At 71.9% G+C, this 15,583-nt stretch carries 15 protein-coding genes; 8 read left to right on the top strand and 7 right to left on the bottom strand.

The features are described 5' to 3' along the window. Window positions 1–890, bottom strand: an 890-nt coding sequence (locus OO014_RS10620; RefSeq protein WP_272462288.1) for a LysR family transcriptional regulator, incomplete at its 3' end; no start/stop codon positions are given. A 102-nt stretch (window positions 891–992) separates the two neighbouring features. On the opposite strand from OO014_RS10620, the gene OO014_RS10615 reads away from it, so the two are divergent. The 7 genes from OO014_RS10615 to OO014_RS10585 all read left to right on the top strand — a co-directional run bounded on the left by OO014_RS10615 (window position 993) and on the right by OO014_RS10585 (window position 8,364). Next, window positions 993–1,922, top strand: a complete 930-nt coding sequence (locus OO014_RS10615) for a pseudouridine-5'-phosphate glycosidase (protein WP_272462287.1) — start codon at window positions 993–995, stop codon at window positions 1,920–1,922. After that, window positions 1,923–2,801 carry a carbohydrate kinase family protein gene (locus tag OO014_RS10610; protein ID WP_272462286.1) on the top strand — a complete coding sequence of 293 codons (879 nt, stop codon included), beginning with the start codon at window positions 1,923–1,925 and terminating at the stop codon, window positions 2,799–2,801. 57 nt (window positions 2,802–2,858) lie between these two features. Beyond that, a complete protein-coding gene (locus OO014_RS10605; protein WP_272462285.1) occupies window positions 2,859–4,964 on the top strand; it encodes a S8 family serine peptidase in 2,106 nt (701 codons plus the stop codon). A gap of 79 nt (window positions 4,965–5,043) precedes the next feature. Beyond that, the gene (locus OO014_RS10600; protein WP_272462284.1) at window positions 5,044–6,132 is read left to right on the top strand and encodes a hypothetical protein; all 1,089 of its coding nucleotides are present in this window, start codon (window positions 5,044–5,046) and stop codon (window positions 6,130–6,132) included. A 40-nt stretch (window positions 6,133–6,172) separates the two neighbouring features. Beyond that, window positions 6,173–7,075: a hypothetical protein gene (locus tag OO014_RS10595; RefSeq protein ID WP_272462283.1), complete on the top strand. Its 903-nt coding sequence runs from the start codon at window positions 6,173–6,175 to the stop codon at window positions 7,073–7,075. Between the two features lie 22 nt (window positions 7,076–7,097). Further along, window positions 7,098–7,475: a hypothetical protein gene (locus OO014_RS10590; protein WP_272462282.1), complete on the top strand. Its 378-nt coding sequence runs from the start codon at window positions 7,098–7,100 to the stop codon at window positions 7,473–7,475. Further along, on the top strand, window positions 7,468–8,364 hold the full coding sequence (locus OO014_RS10585; RefSeq protein ID WP_272462281.1) for a DUF4332 domain-containing protein: 897 nt from the start codon (window positions 7,468–7,470) through the stop codon (window positions 8,362–8,364). The genes OO014_RS10590 and OO014_RS10585 overlap by 8 nt, the downstream gene beginning before the upstream one ends. Before the next feature lie 26 nt (window positions 8,365–8,390). Here OO014_RS10585 and OO014_RS10580 read toward each other — a convergent pair whose 3' ends face one another. From OO014_RS10580 to rfbB, 5 genes are all read right to left on the bottom strand, one after another. Continuing rightward, window positions 8,391–9,185: a slipin family protein gene (locus OO014_RS10580; protein WP_272462280.1), complete on the bottom strand. Its 795-nt coding sequence runs from the start codon at window positions 9,183–9,185 to the stop codon at window positions 8,391–8,393. Further along, a complete protein-coding gene (locus OO014_RS10575) occupies window positions 9,182–10,582 on the bottom strand; it encodes an NfeD family protein (RefSeq protein ID WP_272462279.1) in 1,401 nt (466 codons plus the stop codon). Before OO014_RS10575 ends, OO014_RS10580 begins: the two co-directional genes overlap by 4 nt. 72 nt (window positions 10,583–10,654) lie before the next feature. Then, complete coding sequence (locus tag OO014_RS10570) at window positions 10,655–11,197, bottom strand: TVP38/TMEM64 family protein (RefSeq protein ID WP_272462278.1); 543 nt, start codon at window positions 11,195–11,197, stop codon at window positions 10,655–10,657. Then, window positions 11,191–12,039: a dTDP-4-dehydrorhamnose reductase gene (gene rfbD / locus OO014_RS10565; protein ID WP_272462277.1), complete on the bottom strand. Its 849-nt coding sequence runs from the start codon at window positions 12,037–12,039 to the stop codon at window positions 11,191–11,193. The genes OO014_RS10570 and rfbD overlap by 7 nt, the downstream gene beginning before the upstream one ends. Further along, the gene (gene rfbB, locus OO014_RS10560; RefSeq protein WP_272462276.1) at window positions 12,036–13,037 is read right to left on the bottom strand and encodes a dTDP-glucose 4,6-dehydratase; all 1,002 of its coding nucleotides are present in this window, start codon (window positions 13,035–13,037) and stop codon (window positions 12,036–12,038) included. The genes rfbD and rfbB overlap by 4 nt, the downstream gene beginning before the upstream one ends. A 43-nt stretch (window positions 13,038–13,080) precedes the next feature. Here rfbB and OO014_RS10555 point away from each other — a divergent pair, with 43 nt between their 5' ends. Next, entirely contained in the window at window positions 13,081–13,977 is an 897-nt protein-coding gene (locus OO014_RS10555; RefSeq protein ID WP_272462275.1) for a hypothetical protein, read from the top strand. Here the strand turns inward: OO014_RS10555 and OO014_RS10550 are convergent. Beyond that, window positions 13,913–15,496 carry a lipopolysaccharide biosynthesis protein gene (locus OO014_RS10550; RefSeq protein WP_272462274.1) on the bottom strand — a complete coding sequence of 528 codons (1,584 nt, stop codon included), beginning with the start codon at window positions 15,494–15,496 and terminating at the stop codon, window positions 13,913–13,915. The two genes, OO014_RS10555 and OO014_RS10550, sit on opposite strands and share 65 nt — an antisense overlap. Window positions 15,497–15,583: the final 87 nt, after the last annotated feature.

The following is a 15,583-nucleotide window of genomic DNA, read 5'->3' as shown; positions in this document are numbered from 1 at the left end:
GGCGGGGGGCTGGGGGCGAGGGATCGGGCCCGGGCCATCAGGGTGCGGGCGGCGGGGGAGGGCGGCTCGACCCAGGCGAGGTCGAGGGGGACGTGGGCGCGAGGGCTGAGGTGAGCAGCCCTGACGCCGTGCGACTCGGAGCGTGCGAAGTCGCGGGGGCCGAGCGCGAAGGCGCGGCCCTCGCGGAGCAGGTAGGAGCGGGACCCACTGACGCGCGAGGTGCCGGTGAGCAGCAGCGGCTCCAGCCCGCGCGACCGGCAGATCTCCAGGACGGCGTCGTGATAGATCGGGCTCTGCTCGCGGGGCCAGAGGATGAGCGGCACGTCCGCGAGGCGGTCGAGCCCGACCGTCGGCCCCTGGCCGACGACCGACTCGGCTGCGATGACGAAGAGCTCGTCGTGGCCGATGGTGCGGACGGACCCATGGGCGGGGGCTGCGACGTGGTGCCCGAGCCCGACCTCCGCGGCCCCGGCGTCGAGTGCCGCCGTGACACCGCCCGTGTCGACCTCGACCTCCGTCACCTCGACGTCGGGGTGGTGGCGCTCCAGCTCACGCAGCAGCTGCGGCATCAGCCGGTTGACGACGCTCGGCGAGGCGGCGACCCGGACCTGGCTGGTGCGTCGGCGCCTGGCGGCTGCGGCCGACCGCTCCAGCTGCTGCGCCGCCTCGAGCACCCGGTCGGCCTGCTCCAGCAGCTCGGCGCCCTCGCCGGTCAAGGCCGTGCCGCCGCTGGACCGGACGAACAGCTCGACGCCCAAGGCGCGCTCGAGCCGGGCCAGCTCCTTGCTCACCGTCGGCTGGGACAGCCGCAGCCGATGGGCCGCGCGACCGAAGTGCAGCTCCGCGGCCACGGCGCGGAAGATCTCGAGCTGGCGCAACGACACCTTCATTCCAAAATGGTATCGGTTCATTCGCAATTGATTCTCGACGGGAATCAGCGGCCGCCGTAGCGTAGGGGGAGCCGCCGAGCCCGTCACCCGAGAGGACCGCCCATGCCGACCACCACCCCGTCCGTCATCCGCGTCGGAGACCACGTCGCCGAGGCCCTGGCCGCGCGCGTCCCGGTGGTCGCGCTCGAGTCGACGATCTTCACCCACGGACTGCCCCGGCCGCGCAACATCGAGGTCGCCCTCGAGGGCGAGGAGATCATCCGGTCCGCGGGCGCCGTCCCGGCGACGATCGGCGTGCACCACGGCACCCCCGTCGTCGGCCTGACCGCGGACGAGATCCGCGAGCTCGGCGAGGACGACGACGCCGACAAGGCCTCGATCCGCGAGCTGTCCATCGGCGCCGTCACGAAGAAGAACGCCGGCACGACCATCGCCGCCACCGCCTTCCTGGCACGCTCCGCCGGCATCGACGTCTTCGCGACCGGCGGCCTCGGCGGCGTGCACCACGGTGCGGACAAGACCTTCGACGAGTCGGCCGACCTCATCGCGATGTCCCGCACGTCCATCGTCCTGGTCAGCTCCGGGGCCAAGGCGATCCTCGACATCCCCGCGACGCTCGAGCGTTTCGAGACGCTGAGCGTGCCGGTCGTCGGTTACCGCACGAACCGCTACCCGGGGTTCTACGTCGTCGACTCGGGTTATCCGGTGGCCGCACGGCTCGACTCGCCCGAGGAGATCGCGACGGTCCTGACCACCCAGCGCGCCCTGGGTGTGCCGGCCGGTGTCCTCGTCGCCAACCCCGTGCCCGAGGCCGAGCAGCTCGACCCCTCGGAGCTCGACGGCGTGATCGAGGATGCGTGGGCCGCCGCCGAGCGTGACGGCATCGGTGGGCAGGCGTCGACGCCCTACCTGCTCGACTTCATCCGCCGGGCGACCGACGGCCGCAGCCTCGACGCCAACGTCGCGCTCTACCGCAACAACATCCGCCTCGCCTGCGAGGTGGCCGCCGCCCTGGTCGACCAGGGCGAGTAGGTGCTCGGCGTCATCGGCGACGTCGTCCAGGACGTCGTCGTCTGGCAGCTCGAACCGCAGCGCAGGGCGACCGACACCAGGTCGGAGATCGTCCTGCGCCGCGGCGGGTCCGCGGCGAACGTCGCGGCCTTCGCCGGGCCCCGCTACCCGACGCGGTTCATCGGCTGCGTCGGTGACGATCTCGGCGGGCACGCGCTCGAGGAGGAGCTGGCGAGCCACGGTGTCGACGTGCTCCTCCAGCGGCGCGGGACGACCGGGACGATCGTGCTGCTCATCGACGAGCAGGGTGAGCGCAACATGTTCCCCTCCCGAGGGGCGAGCGCCCTGCTGGAGCCGGTCGACCCGTCCTGGCTCGAGGGCCTCGAGATCCTGCACGTCACGGCCTACTCCTTCGAGACCGCCCCGACGGCCGACTCGGTCCTCGATGCGGTCGGGCTCCAGCACGCGCGGGGCGGCCTGGTCTCGCTTGACGTCTCGTCGACGGGACTCATCGAGCACTACGGCGTGTCGACGTTCCTGGACCTCGTCGAGCGGTGCCGGCCGGAGTTCATCTCCGCGAACGAGGACGAGTGCCGGCTGCTCGAGCTCGCCGACGGCGCAGCGGCCGGGCCGTCGCTGTCGCGCTTCCCCGGGACCGTCCTGCTCGCGCGACACGGCAAGGACCCCACGGTCATCTTCCGGGGCGGGGACCTCGTCGCGACGGTCCCCGTCCCTCCGGTCGACGACGTCCGTGACCTGACCGGCGCGGGCGACGCCTTCAACGCCGGGTTCCTCACGGCCTACTTGCGCAACGGCGGGGACCTGGTCGCGAGCTGCGAGGTCGCGCACGCCCTGTCCGCTCGAGTGCTGCGCAGCCCCGGAGCCACCGAGCAGCCCTGACCGGGCACTCGGGGGAGTCCCGAGTATCAGCGGCCGGTCGCGCCCGCTCTTCTGCAGGTGAACGGCGACATCGTGTTCGTCCACGGGGCACCGGTGCGGGTGCCCTCAGGGGAGTTCCACCAGGGGAGCGGCCCCCGGGTGGTCGTGCGGTTCGACCGCCCCGTCGATGCTGCGCTGCGCGCCGCGCTTGCGGGCGCCGGCATCGTGGTGCGCTTCTGGTGCCCTCCCACCGGCGCCTGCGTCGACGTGCCGCAGGGCACCACGGCGGCGGGTCTGTCCACCGCGATCCCCGGAGCGGCGGGCGCGGTCCCCTACGACGCCGACAGCAGCGCCCGGGCCGTCGCTCAGCCGTCCGTGGCAGGGGAGGACGTCGTCGACGTCGTCGTCTTTGCCCGGGCCGAGCGCGATGCCGTCGCCCGCCGCCTCCGCGCAGCCGGCCACACGGTGCTGAGGGCGCACCGCTCCAAACTGCGGGTCCGGCTCGCCGCAGGGAGCGCGCGGCGCGACGTCGCGGCGATCGTGGGCGTCAAGCTCGTGACCGCTCCGCGACTTCCGCACGCCCTCGACGACCCGCTCGACGACCCGCTCGACGACCCGCTCGACGCGGCCGTCGGCGCGACCCTCCCTCGTCACCTCGGTCTCGACGGCCAGGGTGTCATCGTCGGGATCGTGGACACCGGCCTCGACTCGGGAGACCTCGGCAACCTGCACCCGGACCTTCGCGGACGCATCGCCGGGCTCATCAACCGTCCCCTCGACCCGAGCTGGGACCCCATCGCCTCTCGCCCCGGCGCCGACGACGGGCCCGCCGACGTCAATCGCGGTCACGGCACCTTCGTCACGGGGAGCGTGGTCGGCACCGGGGCGGCAAGTCATGGGACGAAGCGGGGTGTCGCACCAGCGGCCATGGCAGTCGTTCAGGCCATCGAGCAGTGGGTCGACGCCAGGCCGTCCGAGGAGAGCCGGTTCGCTGACGGCTACTACCTCGCCGGTCGTCCCCTCGACCTGCGCGAGCTCTTCGAGACCGCCGGCGAACACGGCGCCCGCATCCACGTCAACGCCTGGGGCGACGCTGTCGCGGGCGACTACACCGACGACGCCCACGAGGTCGACCTGTTCCTCTCCGAGCACCCTGAGCATCTGGTCCTCTTCGCATCGGGCAACCTCGGCTCGGACCCGGACCGGAACCGCACGCCCGAGGGCACCACCGTCTACGCGCCGGCCTGCGCCAAGAACGTCGTCGCCGTGGGTGCCACCGAGGGGCCCACCGCGGGTGTCGGCGAGCGCCGCGGCTGGGCCGCCTTCGAGAACGAGGCCCGTCGCTATCCCCACCCGGCTGATCGCGCCGACCAGGTCAGCGGCGAGCCTGACCGGATTGCGCTGCTCACGTCCACCGGGCCCACGCCGGACGGGCGCCGGAAGCCGGACCTGTGCGCGCCCGGCACCAACCTCGTGGGGCTGCGCAGCCTGGTGTCGTCCGACGTCGGCAACGGCATCGCGTCGCCGCAGCCCTTCTACTGCTACCGCTCGGGCACCTCTATTGCGGTCGGTGTCGTCGGGGGCGGAGCCGCTCTCGTCCTGCAGGGCTGGCGTCGCGCTCGCCGCAACCCCTCGGGAGTCGGTCTCAAGGCCCTCCTCCTGATGGGGGCCGCACCGGTCCTCCGGCGGGGGTCGACCACGGGCGAGCACGAGGACCCGCAGGCGTGCGGCTGGGGCCGCCTCGACGTCGGGGGGTCACTGCCGAGTGGGCCGGACCACCGGGCCTGGCTCGCGGACAGTGTCCACGAGAGCGCCGACACGGGGGACCGGCACGACTGGACGCTGCGCGTCCCGTCGGGCGGAGGCCGAGTTCGAATCGCCTTGGCCTGGTATGACGCTCCCGACCCGATGCTCGTCGACGACCTGGACCTGGCCGTGGCGGACCCGGCAGGCGCGGTCGCCTGGGGCAACCATGATCCGGCCCGCCTCGGCCGGCCGGATGCCGTCCACCCGGTCGAGGTGGTTGACCTGCCGGACGCGATCGACGGCCTTTACCGGATCGAGGTGCTCGGACGGCGCGTGATGACGGGCCCGCGTCGCTTCGCGCTCGCGGTCCGGGCGCCGTTGGGCAGCCGACTCCGCCGGACGACCAGACGTATCAGCCCCGGTCTGGTGCCTCTCTGACCAGCACGGGGGAAAGGTTGTCAGCTCCCGTCTGGCCTGCGACGCAGACCACGCCACACCAGCAGCGAGGAGCCACACCATGGCCGACACGAACACTGCGCCACGCACCCGCCGCCCAGCGGCCCGCCGTTCCAGGACGGCCACCGCGGACGCGCCGGAAGCGTCGCCCATGCCGCCCACCACGAACGGCGACAGCAGAGCGGTCAGCCGACGACCGCGAGCCAGCACCCGCCCTGCCGGAGGGGTGGCGCTCGGCGACACGGCACCAGCCGGCGCGGGCACCACACCAGCCGCTCTCGGCGCGGACGTGACCGACGAGCTTGGTCGCGTCGCACCCACCTTCGGCAACGTCCTCACCTCGGTCGGCCTCGGCGTCGCAACGTCGCAGACCGCTCTCGACAAGGGCCTCGTCGACAGCGTGCGGGCGCTGGCGGACAAGAAGGTCAAGGTCGTCACGGACGTCATCCAGACCCTCGACGACGACGGCCTGCCCGACCTCGACGCGACCGAGCTCGTCACGTCAGAGGTCTCGGTGCTCAACTTCGTGACCCCCACGGTGCACGAGTGGAAGCACGTCCGACTTGCCATGGACCTCGAGGTCGGCGAGATCGACCGCACCCAGGCCATGACGTTCAAGCGGGAGCAGGTCGCCATCGGCGCCAACGCGGTCGGCATGTTCTGGGGGTTCCTGGGGTGGTTCGACACCCACGACGAGACCAAGCGCACGACCGTGACCTCGAACGCACGGCAGGAGGTCGACTGGTCCCAGGGCCAGGTCCGGGTGGATGCTCTCCTCGCGCCGCGCGAGGCAGACGGGTTCACGCCGCCGGCCAGCGTGGACATCGGCCCACGGCTCTACTTCTCGCAGGGCTCCGTGACCGACGCGATCTCCTCCGGCATCCGCACCCGGTCGGTCAAGGTCCGCATCAAGCTGCTCAAGGCGTCCGGCGCCGTCAACCCGAGCAAGAACCTCGTCGTCGAGGCGACGGGGCTCGGGATCAGCTTCACCACCGGCGGTGACTTCAACGGCAGCACCACCAACACCGACGGCGAGGTGGAGGTCACGCTCTCTCGCGTCGTTCCCGTCGGCGTGACGGTGACTCCGCGACAGTTCGCGGTCACCGCCTCGCTCGGGCAGATCCGCCAGACGACCCAGATCACGCTCTGACGTGCGTCCGCGCGTGCAGAGCAGATAGCGAGGAGCAATCATGACCATCATCCCGGCCGGGGCCGGCACGGCTCCGCTCGACATTCCCAACGCCGACGTCAGCGATGAGCTGGCCAACGCCGGAGTCGGGTTCGGCGACCTCATCTCCAGCGTCGGCCAAGCCGTGGCGTCGACCCAGCGCAAGCTCAACGACACGGCGGTCGCCACCACCTCGGCGCTCGCGGAGACGACCGTCGACGTGCTCGCCGTGCAGGAGACGATCTACGACGATGACGGCAACATCGACGAGTCGGTCTCACACGAGCAGCGGCTGCCGCTGATCACCTTCATCGACCCGGTGCTCTACCAGTGGAGCCAGGTCCGGCTTCAAGGCAGCTTCGTCGCCACTGAGCTGTCGGCCGGGTCATCGAGCAGCACCACGACGACGACAGACAATGAGGGCTCGAGCCAGGCCGGACTCTTCGTCTTCATCGGCGGTGGCCGCACCTACTTGGACTACCGGCGCACGACGACGGAGAGCACCAGCGAGGTCACCTCGGACGTGTCCCGGGGACGCATCCGGATGTACTCCGAGCTCACCCCGCGTCACGACATCGGCGTGCCCAAGCCGCGCCAGGCGGTCCAGGGGCCGAGGCTGGCGATCAGCGCGGGCGAGATCGTCGACATCGCACCCGCCGGCACCAGCCCGGCCCAGCGGACGATGGCCGTCGTCATCGAGTACTTCCGTCGTGACAGCACCCCGATCCAGGGCAAGACGATCTCCGTCGAGACGTCGGGCGTGCCGTTCGAATACGTCGCCGGCGACGAGACCGACGCCGACGGCAGGCTGGAGATCCTGCTGCGCCGGACGTTCCTCGACGAGACGGCGGACACCTCGCCGATGGAGGCGATCGTGTCGGCCCGGATCGGGATCGTCTCCAACGACACGACCGTCGTCTTCTGACGCGTGGCGTGGGGCGACTCAGATGACCGCCAACCCTGCCGCGGAGCTCGGCGACCTCGTCGCCGGGCTCCTCGGAGCGGTCGTGACCGCGCAGGCCGCGATCGACGAGGACGCGCAGGCCCGGACGGACGCCTGGCTCAACGACGGGACCGAGGGGGTGTCGGTCCCACCGCCACTCTGGTTCACGGTGAACTCGACCGCGCTCGAGGTGCAGCTCGCGGCTCGGGTGAGTCGAGGCGAGACCCGTCGGCCCAGCCTCTTCGTGCGGACCGCCAGCCCGGTCGACTCTGCGCTGCTCGGGCACGACGCCTCGACCCAGGTCCGGCTGCGCGTCGTCATGGACAGCCGGCCACGCGTGGACACGCAGCCGGCACCGGTGGAGGCTGAGCCCCATGAGTGACGACATCGAGGTGCCGAGCCGGCCGTCCATCTCCGGTGCCATCCTGCGGGCCGGCACTGAGGTGATTCGCAACGACGGTGTCATCGGGATCTTCCGGCCGATCGACTCACTCGGCGACGAGGACGACCGCAAGCTGGTCGAGGGCCTCGCGGCCGAGGTCGCGCGTCTGCAGAAGGAGAACGAGGCGCTGCGCGCCGAGGTCGCCGCGCTGCGCGGCGAGGGGCGACACTACGACGAGCTGGGCACGGCCATCGCCAACGCGACCGACCAGCTGCAACGGCAGCTCGCGGAGTCGGACAACGGCGTGACCCGCTTCGCGCTGCGGGAGGTCCAGCTCGACACGAAGGTCGGCCTCGACCTCGACGACCTGGGCAACCTGCGCTACCGCTTCCCGACGCCGGGTGCTCCGGAGGACGCCTCGGTGGGCCGGCTCACCCTGACGATCGTCCCGATTCCCGTGGAGGGCGCCGAGGCGGGCGCAGAGCTGCGGCGCTCCGTGCCGCTGGAGGAGCTGCCCAGTGTCGATGCGCGTGCCCTGCGGGCGCTCACCGCAGCGGGGCTCTTCCGCGCCGGGGACCTGGTCTCCGTCGGGTCGAGAGCGCGGGTGGCCACGGAGCTCGAGCGCCGTCTCGGGGTGGAGCGGGCCACACTGCGGACGTGGCTCAGTGAGGCCGAGCTGGTGACGCTGCCGGAGGCCACCGGCAAGCACGTGCTCGTCCTGCGCGCAGCGGGTTTCACCTCGCTCGCCGAGGTGGGTGCGGTGTCGGCCGATGACCTCGTCAAACGTTTCGACGGCGCCGCGCGGAAGGTGCGGGGTGCTCCGCCGCTCGATGCCGGGCTCGCGGAGCGCTGGGTCGCCGCTGCTGCCGCGGCCCGCCGCACGAGCTGACCACCGCGGGGCGTCGGCTCGCTCGCTCAGGCCGTATGCCGCTGGGCTGGCTCGGTCTGTCGGCCCTTGGCCGTCGTGTCGAGCAGTCGGAGGAGCTCCATCGGCACGGGGAAGGCGATGGTCGACGTCTTCTCGCCGCCGAGCTCGAGCAACGTTCCGAGGATGCGGAGCTGGAGCGCGGCGGGGTGCTCCTCGAGGACGACGGCCGCCTCGCCGAGGTTCGCCGCTGCCTCCTTCTCGCCCAACGCGTGGATCACCTTGCCGCGGCGGTCGCGCTCCGCCTCGGCCTGGCGAGCCATGGCCCGGCGCATCGACTCGGGCAGGATCACGTCCTTGACCTCGACGATGGTGACCTTGACTCCCCAGGGGTCCGTGACGCTGTCGATGATCTGCTGGAGTCGCTGGTTGACCTCGTCGCGTTTGGTCAGCAGGTCGTCGAGGGTCGTCTGGCCCAGCACGCCGCGCAAGGTGGTCTGGGCCACCTGCTGGGTGCCGAAGCGGTAGTCGTCGATGGACAGGACCGACCGGACCGCCTCGACGACGTTGAAGTACGCGACCGCGTTGACCCGGACGGTGACGTTGTCCTTGGTGATGATGTCCTGCGGGGGGATGTCGTAGGTCTGGGTGCGGAGGTTGACCCTGGTCAGCCGGTCGATGACCGGGATGATGAGGATCAGCCCGGGCCCCTTGAGCGGCTGGATGCGGCCGAGACGCAGGATGACGCCACGCTCGTACTCGGGCAGGACGTGGATCGCTGCCGCCAGGAGGAGGGCCAGGACGAGGACCGCCAGGCCGATGCCGATGAGGGTGCCGTTCGTCATGATGTTGCTTCTCTCTGCCGGTCGGCCACCGGGCGAGGGGCGTCCGGGGCCGAGGAGGCGCGGTGAGGGTCGACGAGGAGGACGAGCCCGTCGACGTGGACGACCCGGACTTCCGTGCCCTCCTCGAGCGGCGGCCCGGTGCTCCGGATCGTCCACCAGGCGCCTTCGGTGAAGGTGCGTCCGGTGGTGCCGTCTGCTTGGCGGACCGGGACGACCCGGTCCGTGAAGACGTCCGCACCGGTGCTCGTTGACGCCGCATGGCGCGTTCGATACGCGATGCGACCGGCGAAGGCGGCGGCGAGGAAGGCGAGCACGGCGAGCGGCACGGCGGCCATGGGGTCGACGGCGACCCCTTCGGTGTCGTCGAAGAGGAAGACCGCGGCGAGCAGGAGCACCACCGCCCCGCCGAACGCGAAGCCGGCGGTGCCCGGCACGAAGAGCTCCGCGACGAAGAGCCCCGCAGCGACAGCGAGCAGGAGGAGACCCACCGCGTTGACCGGGAGGACCGACAGGCTGAAGAGCGCCAGCAGCAGCGCCGTGATTCCGGTGGCGCCGGCGAACCCGACGCCCGGTGTCGCCAGCTCATAGATCAGCCCGAGGGTGCCCAGGGTGAGGAGCAGGAAGGCGATGTTGGGGTCGGCGATGACCTGGAGGACCTGGCGGAGGAAGCCGAGGTCGTGCCGGGTCACGGCCGCTCCGGCGGTGTGGACCACGACCTGCCGGTCGCCGGCCAGGGTCACGGTCCGGCCGTCCGCGAGCTCGAGGGCGGCAGCCAGACTGATCGCCGTCCCGTCGACCGCGCCGAGCTCCACCGCCTCGTCGACGGCGGCCGCGCGGCCCTTCCGGACGGTGTCCACGGCGAACTCGGCGTTGCGCCCGCGCAGCTCGGCCAGGGCCTGCGCCTCCGCCGCGGCGTCGTTGACGATCTTGTCGGACACCGCGGCCCCCTCGGGGCCCACCGGCGTCGCGGCGCCGATGGTCGTGCCGGGCGCCATCACGGCGACGTGCGCGGCGAAGGTGATCAGCGCGCCGGCTGAGCCCGCCCGAGCCCCGTCCGGCGAGACGTAGACGATGACGGGCACCGCACTCGCCAGGGTGTCGGAGATGATGTCGCGCATCGCAGTGGCGAGCCCGCCGGGGGTGTCGAGCTCGATGACGTAGGCCGAGTAGCCCTCGGCTGCGGCCCGTTCGATCCCCTCGCCGAGGTGGTCGGCCACGACCGGGGTGATCGGGGTCGCCACCTGGGTGACCAGGACGCGCGGTGGCCCGACAGCGCTGCCCTGGGCGGTCCTCGGCTCCGTCTCGCCGAGCGCCGGGCTCGCCAGGATCAGCCCCAGTGCAAGGGTGAGCCACGCGGCTCTGCGGAGCCGTGTGAGCAACGCCGGCAACGACTGCATCCCGCTCACGACCCTCAGGTCAATGCTACGCGGCCGGTCGTGCCGGCCGTCACCTCGCGCGGGGGACGGAGGTCAGGCCGTATGCCGCTGGGCTGGCTCCGCGCGCCGACGCGCGACCAGCCACGCCAGTCCCAGCACCGCAACGATGGCGAGAGCCCACTGGAACTGCCCGGCCGCGACGGACCCACCGGCGCTGCCGAACGCGATCGCTCCGGGCACCAGCCCGACAGCGGTGCCGAGGACATAGGGCCGGGTGCGGACCCCCAGCGCGCCGAGGCTGTAGTTGACGATGGCGAACGGCACGGGTGTCATCCGGGTGAGGAGCACCCCTCGGAAGCTGTGGCTCTGCAGCGCGGACTGCACGCGGCGCAGCCTCGGACCGGCGCGGCGCTCGACGGCCTCCTGGCCGAGGGCTCGCCCGACGAGCAGGGCAAGCACCGCCGCGATCAGGGATGCTCCGTACGCCAGCGCGATCCCGAGCACCGGACCGAAGGCGAGACCGCCCGCCAGGGTCATGGCAGAGCGCGGCACGCCGACCATGACGACCGCGGTGAAGGCGATGACGTAGACGACCGGCGCCCACGGCCCCGCCAGGGCGAGGAGGTCCGTCAGCACTGCAGCTGCTCCGCGAGTGCTGCCCGCCAGTCGCGGATCGGGGCCACCCCGGCGTCCTCCAGGCTCTGGTGTGAGAGCACGCTGCGGGCCGGTCGGGGAGCAGGCCGTGGGAAGGCCGCGGTCGTCGTCGGCCGCACCCGCTCGGGGTCGAGACCCCGCTCGACGAACACCGCCTGGGCCAGCCCGTGCCACGTCGTCTCGCCCGAGGAGGTGCCGTGGTAGACCCCGGCCGGGGCGTCGGCGTCGACCATGCGGACGATGAGGTCCGCGAGGTCGCGGGTCCACGTCGGCTGCCCCCACTGGTCGTTCACGACATCAAGTGTCTCCTGCTCACCGGCCAGACGCAGCATCGTCGTCACGAAGTTGCCGCCCCCCGCGCCATAGAGCCAGGCCGTGCGCACGATCCAGCTGTCCGCGCACAGGGCACGGACCGCCCACTCGCCTGCGAGCTTGGTGCGACCGTAGGCCGACCGGGGAGCGGGAGGGTGCTCAGCGGCATACGGCTCGGTGGCGGTGCCGTCGAAGACGTAGTCGGTGGAGATCTGCACGAGGCGCGCGCCCGCGTGAGCCGCGCCCCGCGCGAGGTTGGCGGCGCCGACGGCGTTGACGCGGAAGGCCTGCGCCTCCTCGGTCTCCGCGTCGTCGACCCGGGTGAAGGCGGCGCAGTTGACGATGAGGTCATGGCCGGCCGCGGCGGCGATGCACTCCGCGGGGTCGGTGACGTCAAGGTCGGCGCGGCCCATCGCCGTGACGACGTGCCCGGCCGCGCGCAGCGCAGCCACGACGTCCACGCCGAGCATGCCCGACGCGCCCGCGACGAGGACGCGCAGACCGGAGCTCATCGCCCGAGTCGCTCGTAGGTGCGCTCAGCCGCGACCTTGGCCTCGCGCCACCAGGACTCGTTGGTGCGATACCAGTCGATCGTCTGGGCGAGTCCGGCATGCAGGTCGCCGTAGCGCGGCTGCCAGTCGGTCTCGCGGCGCAGCTTGGTCGAGTCGATGGCGTAGCGCAGGTCGTGGCCGGGGCGGTCGTCGACGTGGTCGAACCAGTCGGCCGGCTTGCCCATCAGCTCAAGCAGCATCCGGACGATCTCGAGGTTGTTGCGCTCGCCGTCGGCCCCGATGAGGTAGGTCTCGCCGAGGCGCCCCTGCTCGAGGATCGCGATGACGGCGTCGTTGTGGTCGTCGACGTGGATCCAGTCGCGCACGTTGAGGCCGGAGCCGTAGAGCTTGGGGCGGACGCCCTGGAGGATGCCCGTGATCTGCCGGGGGATGAACTTCTCGACGTGCTGGCGCGGGCCGTAGTTGTTGGAGCAGTTCGAGACGGTCGCCTCGATCCCGAACGACCGGATCCAGGCCCGGACGAGCAGGTCCGCACTCGCCTTGGTCGCCGAGTAGGGCGAGCTCGGGTTGACCGGCGTCTGCTCGGTGAAGCGCGCAGGGTCGTCGAGCTCGAGGTCGCCGTAGACCTCGTCCGTCGAGATGTGGTGCAGCCGCTTGCCGTGCCGGCGGATCGCCTCGAGGAGCGTGAACGTGCCGACCACGTTGGACTCGACGAACGGCCACGGGCTGTCGAGGCTGTTGTCGTTGTGCGACTCCGCCGCGAAGTGGACGACGACGTCGTGGTCGGCGACGAGCCCGTCGACGAGCGCTGCATCGGCGATGTTGCCCTCGACGAGGGCGACCTCACCGGTGGTGAGCACCGGCTCGAGGGAGGCGCGGTTGGCCGCGTAGGTCATCGCGTCGATGACCGTCAGCTGCCACTCGGGTCGGCGCTCGCGGGCGCGGAGCGCGAAGTTGGAGCCGATGAAGCCGGCCCCGCCGGTGACGAGCACTCGCATGGTGTGAGGGTAGACGAGACCCGGGATCGCTAAGGTGCCGACTGTGCTGGCGTTGATCACCTCCCTCCGCCACCCGTGGAACAGCCGGGACTACACCGAGGTGGAGCGCATCTTCGCCCGCTCGGTGACTTCGTGGGTGCGGCAGCAGAGCAACGAGTTCTGCGTGGTCGCGGTCGGCAACCGGGTGCCCACCGTCGAGCTTCCCGGGGGCACCCGGTTCGTCCAGGTGGACTTCCCCGCACCGTCCCCGCATCGAGGGCCGCACACGGGCATTCCGGCGGTGCTGAGGGACAAGGGCACGAAGCTCGCCGTCGGACTGCTCGCGGCACGGCAGGAGCAGCCGGACCTGACGCATGTCATGTTCGTCGACGCCGATGACTTCGTCTCCCGGCGGCTGGCCGGGTTCGTCGCGGGCCGGCGCAGTGAGCCGGGCTGGACCGTCACGGACGGATGGCGCTACCACGCGGGGAGGCGGGCGCTGCACCGGCAGCGTGGCGACTTCCACCACCACTGCGGCTCATCCCACATCGTGCGACATGATCTCTACCCTCACGTCGACCTGCCGCTGACGGCCTCGCAGGAGCAGCTCTACGCCGCGTTCGGCGACCGCCTCGAGAGGTGGCTCGGGTCGCACCTGCACGTGCACGACGACCTGCCGCTGACCCCGTTGCCCTTCCCCGGCGCTCTCTACCGCGTCGGCACCGGCGAGGCCCACTCGGGGACGAGCATGGGGGGATTCGGCCGGCCCGTTCCCCGCGGGGTCGCCGAGGAGTTCGGGGTGGAGCCCACCCCGCTGACGCCGTGGTCCCTCGCGCGGGCGGTCCTGCCGAGCAGCGCCGCCATCACCACCAGGGTCCGGAGCGTCCTGGGGCCACTCAGTCGCGGCGGTGGGACAGCACGCGCAGCATCCGCGACGCGACGGGACGAAGGCCAGCGCTGACGCCGGCCTCGATGGCGGCCTCGTCGGTGGCCGCCAACCCGAGGTGCAGCAGGCGCAGTCCGATCGTGTAGGCGAGCAGGCCGGCGATCGCGGCGACCGCCGCGCTCCCCACCAGCCCGAAGGGCGCTGTGCGCGTGATGCCGTAGACGAGCAGGCAGGCGGCTGAGCCGACGAGCAGGGGAGCCATGTCGACCAGTGCCGTGGACAGCGGCACCTGCGCGTCTCGCGCCTCGGTGACGAGCAGGAGGAGGTTGCGCACGAGCAGGCCGGCCAGGTTGGCGATGACCGCGCCCCACAGGCCGAGCAGGGGGAGCAGGGTGAGGATGAGCGTGAGGTTGACGATCACCGCGAGCAGGTTCAGCTTGAGGACCGCCCCGCCCGCCAGCCGGGCCTGGATGAAGGCGAAGAGGGGCGCTCCGGCCGTGGCGACGCCGGCGCCGAGCCCGAGCGCCACGAGGACGGGTGCCGCCGCCGCGAACTGCGCTCCGTAGATGGGTTCGAGAAGGATGGCCAGCGGTGCGAGCCCCCCAGCCACGAGGAGGGCGGTCAACGTCGCGCTGGCCCGCATCGTTCGCCGCAGGGCCCGGCTGACGGCAGCGCGGTCCACCTCCCGGAGCCCGGAGATCGCGGGGATCAGTGGGCCGACGAGTGCCTGAGCCGGACTGAAGAGGTGCACCGCCACGCCGAAGGCCAGGGCGAAGAGACCTGCCGACGCCGTGTCACCACTCCAGGTGAGGAAGGCGACCTCGGTCCGGGAGACGATGAGGTTGCCCAGGATCGACGCCACCCCGGCCGGCACGGCATAGCGCCAGAAGCCGGCGGGGAAACCGCGTGGCAGTGCCGGATGCAGCACGGCCCGACGGTAGGAACGCGAGACGTAGGGCAGGGCCAGGACGACGCCGAGGGCGCCCACCGTGACTCGGCTGATCCACACCGTGTCGGCGTCCTGGGACGTCAGTGCGGCGATGACGACCCCGACCTGGGTGAGCAGGTTGACGAGCATCGCGTTCTTGGCCAGCTGCGCCGTCTTGTTCTCGATCGTCAACGCAGCCGGGGTTCCGCTCAGGGCCGCCTTGAGCCAGATGCCGAAGCCGATGGCGAGCGCCATCAGGAGCGGGTCGACCCGGACGACCAGCAGGACCGTGAGGCTGACGACCGGGGCGATGAGCAGGAGTCGGAAACCCTGCGACCGCGAGAGGATGGACCGCACCACCTCGGTCTGGCCGACCGCGTGGGCCTTCGTCCCGAACTGGACCACGGCCATCCCGAGACCCAGCTCGGCGATGACGCCGGCAATGGTGATGACGGTGGTCAGGTAGGCGACGCGTCCGTAGTCGACGACGCCGAGGATCCGGGCCAGCAGGATGTTGACCCCGAAGCCGAGCCCGACCGAGACGACCGTGTGCACCGCGGTCCAACGGACGCCGCTCAGGGCTCGCGCCTGCAGCTCACCGCGATCGAGCGGGGGGACGGCGTCAGGTTCGCGATCCTGCCCGGGACCGGTGCCTCCCGTCCCCATCCGGCCTCCTCACGGGTCGCCCGCCTGTTCGGGCGGGCACCCTCCCGCCGTTCGCATCATGGCACAGCCGTCGAGTCCGCGATCTAC

Source organism: Intrasporangium calvum, assembly GCF_028446585.1.
GTDB lineage: Bacteria > Actinomycetota > Actinomycetes > Actinomycetales > Dermatophilaceae > Intrasporangium > Intrasporangium calvum_A.
This window is presented reverse-complemented; position numbering and strand designations above follow the sequence as displayed.

Coding starts and splice junctions, on each gene's coding strand:
- OO014_RS10615 (WP_272462287.1), top strand. CDS start 993: ATGCCGACCACCACCCCGTCCGTCATCCGCGTCGGAGACCACGTCGCC.
- OO014_RS10600 (WP_272462284.1), top strand. CDS start 5,044: ATGGCCGACACGAACACTGCGCCACGCACCCGCCGCCCAGCGGCCCGC.
- OO014_RS10595 (WP_272462283.1), top strand. CDS start 6,173: ATGACCATCATCCCGGCCGGGGCCGGCACGGCTCCGCTCGACATTCCC.
- OO014_RS10590 (WP_272462282.1), top strand. CDS start 7,098: ATGACCGCCAACCCTGCCGCGGAGCTCGGCGACCTCGTCGCCGGGCTC.
- OO014_RS10585 (WP_272462281.1), top strand. CDS start 7,468: ATGAGTGACGACATCGAGGTGCCGAGCCGGCCGTCCATCTCCGGTGCC.
- OO014_RS10580 (WP_272462280.1), bottom strand. CDS start 9,185: ATGACGAACGGCACCCTCATCGGCATCGGCCTGGCGGTCCTCGTCCTG.
- OO014_RS10575 (WP_272462279.1), bottom strand. CDS start 10,582: ATGCAGTCGTTGCCGGCGTTGCTCACACGGCTCCGCAGAGCCGCGTGG.
- rfbD (WP_272462277.1), bottom strand. CDS start 12,039: ATGAGCTCCGGTCTGCGCGTCCTCGTCGCGGGCGCGTCGGGCATGCTC.
- rfbB (WP_272462276.1), bottom strand. CDS start 13,037: ATGCGAGTGCTCGTCACCGGCGGGGCCGGCTTCATCGGCTCCAACTTC.
- OO014_RS10550 (WP_272462274.1), bottom strand. CDS start 15,496: ATGGGGACGGGAGGCACCGGTCCCGGGCAGGATCGCGAACCTGACGCC.